The organism is Bradyrhizobium sp. Leo170 (assembly GCF_004296405.1).
Classification (GTDB): domain Bacteria; phylum Pseudomonadota; class Alphaproteobacteria; order Rhizobiales; family Xanthobacteraceae; genus Bradyrhizobium.
The window spans coordinates 1-3,945 of the sequence record NZ_PSRR01000520.1 but is presented as its reverse complement, the minus strand read 5'-3'; the positions used below and the strand labels follow the sequence as shown (position 1 = coordinate 3,945).

Genomic DNA, 3,945 nt, shown 5'->3' with positions numbered 1-3,945 from the left:
GCTAGAGCATGATCCGGAAAAGTGTGAAGCGGTTTTCCGAAAAGATCATGCTCAAACAATAACCTAAAGCGCGATGATGATTCATCCTCATCTCATCGCGCTTTAGTTGACGCGCGACGGCGCCAGCCAACCGGCGTTCGCTCGCGACTCACCACCGGAAAACTACGGAGCTTTGCATCGCACAACGAGTCGCGTGATGCATTCGCGCATCGCTGCGCACTGTTTGTGCGCGGAGCTTAACCATTGCGCGTTGCTTGTCTTAGGGAACCACCGACTCAGTGCTACCATGCAGTGCATACCGAAACAGGAGTGGTTCGGATGCCTTGCTACAGCTTCGATCTCGTCGTTGGGGAAGAGTTCAGGAATCAGGGCTCGATCATTCTCGAGGACTTGCACGTCGCCTCCGACAGAGCCGACCAGCTCGCCAACGAGCTCTCGCAAGTCAAACCCGAGTTGAAAGCAAAAGGCTGCGCGGTTCGCGTCACCGATGCCGACAATATCGAGCTGTATCGCACGCCGCTCGATCCTGTGCCGGCGTGGCGCTCCGCAAGGCGGAACTGAGCAAGGGCTCGCTTCAAACCGCTTGAAGGCGGACGGCGCGCGAACGCGATCCGCCTTCGTCTGAAGAAGCCGGCGGCTTACATCATGCTGGCCGGCGTTGTGACCACGTCACTGCCTGGAAACGTGATGCCTCGCGCGCGCGTGGCGCGCCGGAGGCGCGACCGACAGATCGACACGGCCGATCGACGCCAGCGCATTCTGCGGATAATTATGGGTGCCGACGCCGAGGCTCTGATAGAACGCCTGCGCTCCAGGCTCCTGGACCGCCTGCTGCGCAGCCACCGGAGTTGCGATCACCGCCGATACCAATGCAACCGCGCTGAAAAGCTTGAACCTAGTCATTGCCTATTCCCCTTTCGACTTGACCAAACAAATCGTGTTTGAACTCTCGCCAACGTCTCGAAGTCATCGTGGCGTTCGCGGCTGCAGATAGCGATGAGACGTTCACGTTCAATAGAATGATATTCATCATCCAAAAAACATCATCGTGATCGGCCACGGCGGACGCGTGCTTTTGAAGGGGCCGGGGCATCCCCGCTTTTATGCGTCTTCGGAAGAAGCTTCGCCGTAGCGCTCAGCCGACGATGCGGACGTTCTCAATCGAGCGCTGAAATGGAATGATCTTCCCAAGCACCAAGCGCTGATGTACGCCGCGCCGTCCGCGCATCGCTGCTCGCGACCCGCGATTGGTCGTTCACGTTTTGCTGAGTTGCTGGAGCAGCCGCTGGGGCGATCATACTTCGATCGCCCCTAGCCGCGCAGATTGCGCGAATGCGATAATCCGCCGATCAGTTGCGAGGGGAATAGCGGATCACGCTCGCGCCAATCCGCCCTGCTTTGACCTGCAAGATCACGCCGCTAACAATCGATCAAACTCCGCCGGAGCATACGACGTCCCCTCTTTATCCGTGATCACGACCTGCCAGCCGGCGCTGGCGAAGACGCGCGCTTTGGCTACGATGATCAATGAGCTCTGGCGTTCGACCTTGACCTTCTCGTTGTCGCGTTCTGCGATCATTTTGTAGGACAATTTCTTTTTCCCATGTTTGTGCTTGCCCGGTTTTCGCCAATAGCCAACAGGCTTTGGCCGCAATTCGCCGGGAACGTGACGATTTGATGGAACGGCGCCGACGCCGCTTTGCTGTCGCGAGGGCGCACAGGAAGCGGCAACAAAAAAGCGGCCCTTGGGCCGCTCTCTTGTCGCTACTGTGTTCCTCAATAAGGATCGTAGTAATAAGCGTAGGAATCATACGGCTCGAACGGCGCAGCGGCGATCGCGGCTGCGGTACCGATCGCGCCACCGACGACGCCAGCTGCGACTTCGCCGGGACCGGGCCCGTAATAGGGTCGGTGATAGACCGGTCCGTAGTAGACCTGCCGATAATGGTAACCCATGCGGGGATAGCGGCCGGTGTTATAGGGCGTGCCGACGCCATAGCTGCCGGTCAGGTAGCGCGAGTTCGGATAGTTGAATCCGATCGAGCCGGGTTCCTGCGTGACTCCCTGCGCCATCAGCGGGGTGGCGAATGTCGTCGCCAACACCGCGGCGGCACTCAATAATGCGAGCTTCTTCATCGGTCCTCCTCCAATGGTGCCCCTTCGAAGGCCCAACTGTGGAACACGGGCACCGTTCCGACCTTTTATTCAACGCGCCGTGAAGTTCCGCCCGGTTTTTCCGCCGTCATTCCGGAGTGCGATGAAGTCGCGAGCCCGAAATGACCGTCAGAGATCTGCCCGGCGGGCGAGGACGATGCCGGCCACCGATCACTCTCCGTTGGTGAGCCACTCCGGCCCACGTCCGTCCTTCCGATAGTCGCGCCCAACAATCAGCGCATCGTCCCTGCCGGCGAATGCGATGAACTTTGCATTGGGGCTTACGATCAGGTGCTCGACGTCCCAGCCTCCGCCAATTCGGTCTGCCGAGGCGCAGAGCGAGTTGGTCCGCTGCAACGATGCAGCACTGAGGCCGTGAAATAGCTGTACGCAGATTCTCGCTCGATCGCTTTCGACCCGCTCCAGCTCGAGTTGGTCCTCTTCCTGTGAACTGTTGTCGTAGAAATCCGTCACGACGACAGTCTCTCCATGCAGACTCAGCCTCGGAAAAATGAACGATCCTTGTTTTTGCCCGATGCCATGGGGCTCGAAGTATTCGAGCCTGTCATTCTTCAGTTCGCAATCCGCGATCAGGAGATCCTGACGCAACCGACCGGCCACGCGGCTTGAAGCCGCACCCCGACTGGGCTCCAGCAGGACAAGACACCGCTCTCCATCGAGCGCAATATCGGCCACCGTAAGTTCATATGGAAGCTTGAACGGACCGGCACCAACAATCTGCCAGTACTGCATGAGCGGACGTTTTCCGGGTACGACCGTATAGAGGGCCTGGTAGCCGGGCAGAGCCCCGTCAGGACCCGGCAACTGCGAAGTGGCATGTGCAGCAAGCGTGTAATAGACGACATTTTTCGACTTGCTGTCTTTAGCGCAGCCGGGCCTGGGAGCCCGGGTCGGACATTGGTAGCTGCCGAGACTCCGAGAGCCGATCTGCGGCGTCGACACCCCGTAGATGCCGATCTTCGGATCACGCGGTCCGTATCTATCTTGGTCCGAGGCGAACACCATGAACTCAAAGCCGTCCTTCTCGATTGAATAACTCAGCGGCTCGGTCTGGCGCGGCTTCAGGCCGCCTGGATTGATGTCCCTGAGTTCGACTGCGCCGCCGTTGCTTCGGCTATACAGGTTGCCGGCGCCATCGGTCTGCATGGGCCCTTCGGGACCTCCGCCACTCTTTCGAATATGGATTGTCGAGGGCCACCTTCTGCCGCTCTCGTCGCGCAAGGCTCGAACCAGATGGTGGAAGGATTGTCGAACGACCGTTTCGCCTCTCGGCACTTCGCCGGGCCTGTAGGCGAGATCCGCTACCCCCGACACATACACGAAATCACCCCCACGAACGCAATCCGCGCGGGCATAGGCGGCCGGATAGACGACCAGCGGATGAGGATCGCCGCCGACCAGAGACAGCATGTACACGATATCGCTTGAGAACGTCTCAGCACCCGGCCCTTGAGGCGCCTGCTTATCGACGAAGGTCAAGGTTTCATCGGAGCACCAACTGATGCTCGATATCTTCGTTCCGAATTTGCCGAGATCGACAATATCGCGCGCGGTCGGCACCTCGGCCGTCGCTGGCGACACGTTGAAGAGAAATACCAATAAGAGAACGACTAGGATCATCTTCGACTGCTGCCCCCCTTTACTATAATACGTTTTTCAGGGCGCGCGCGAACGTGCCGACCCGGTGGCTCGCAATGACGATGTGGAGGCATGGGTGCGACAAAACAACCCGACGGGCAAATCAGCAAAAGTCTGTCTACCCCTGCAGCG

At 59.1% G+C, this 3,945-nt stretch carries 5 protein-coding genes; 1 reads left to right on the top strand and 4 read right to left on the bottom strand.

Going from position 1 to position 3,945, the window contains the following annotated elements:
• Positions 1-318 precede the first annotated feature (318 nt).
• On the top strand, positions 319-561 hold the full coding sequence (locus CWO89_RS41720; protein ID WP_130584051.1) for a hypothetical protein: 243 nt from the start codon (positions 319-321) through the stop codon (positions 559-561).
• A 108-nt stretch (positions 562-669) separates the two neighbouring features.
• On the opposite strand, the gene CWO89_RS41715 is transcribed toward CWO89_RS41720, so the two are convergent.
• The 4 genes from CWO89_RS41715 to CWO89_RS41700 all read right to left on the bottom strand — a co-directional run bounded on the left by CWO89_RS41715 (position 670) and on the right by CWO89_RS41700 (position 3,795).
• Positions 670-903 (bottom strand): hypothetical protein, encoded by a 234-nt coding sequence (locus CWO89_RS41715; RefSeq protein ID WP_130584050.1) that lies wholly within the window; start codon positions 901-903, stop codon positions 670-672.
• A 508-nt stretch (positions 904-1,411) separates the two neighbouring features.
• Positions 1,412-1,591 (bottom strand): hypothetical protein, encoded by a 180-nt coding sequence (locus CWO89_RS41710; protein WP_130584049.1) that lies wholly within the window; start codon positions 1,589-1,591, stop codon positions 1,412-1,414.
• 185 nt (positions 1,592-1,776) lie between these two features.
• The gene (locus tag CWO89_RS41705) at positions 1,777-2,136 is read right to left on the bottom strand and encodes a hypothetical protein (protein WP_130584048.1); all 360 of its coding nucleotides are present in this window, start codon (positions 2,134-2,136) and stop codon (positions 1,777-1,779) included.
• 189 nt (positions 2,137-2,325) lie between these two features.
• Entirely contained in the window at positions 2,326-3,795 is a 1,470-nt protein-coding gene (locus tag CWO89_RS41700) for a hypothetical protein (RefSeq protein WP_130584047.1), read from the bottom strand.
• Between the last annotated feature and the right edge of the window lie 150 nt (positions 3,796-3,945).

Coding starts and splice junctions, on each gene's coding strand:
- CWO89_RS41705 (WP_130584048.1), bottom strand. CDS start 2,136: ATGAAGAAGCTCGCATTATTGAGTGCCGCCGCGGTGTTGGCGACGACA.
- CWO89_RS41700 (WP_130584047.1), bottom strand. CDS start 3,795: ATGATCCTAGTCGTTCTCTTATTGGTATTTCTCTTCAACGTGTCGCCA.
- CWO89_RS41720 (WP_130584051.1), top strand. CDS start 319: ATGCCTTGCTACAGCTTCGATCTCGTCGTTGGGGAAGAGTTCAGGAAT.
- CWO89_RS41715 (WP_130584050.1), bottom strand. CDS start 903: ATGACTAGGTTCAAGCTTTTCAGCGCGGTTGCATTGGTATCGGCGGTG.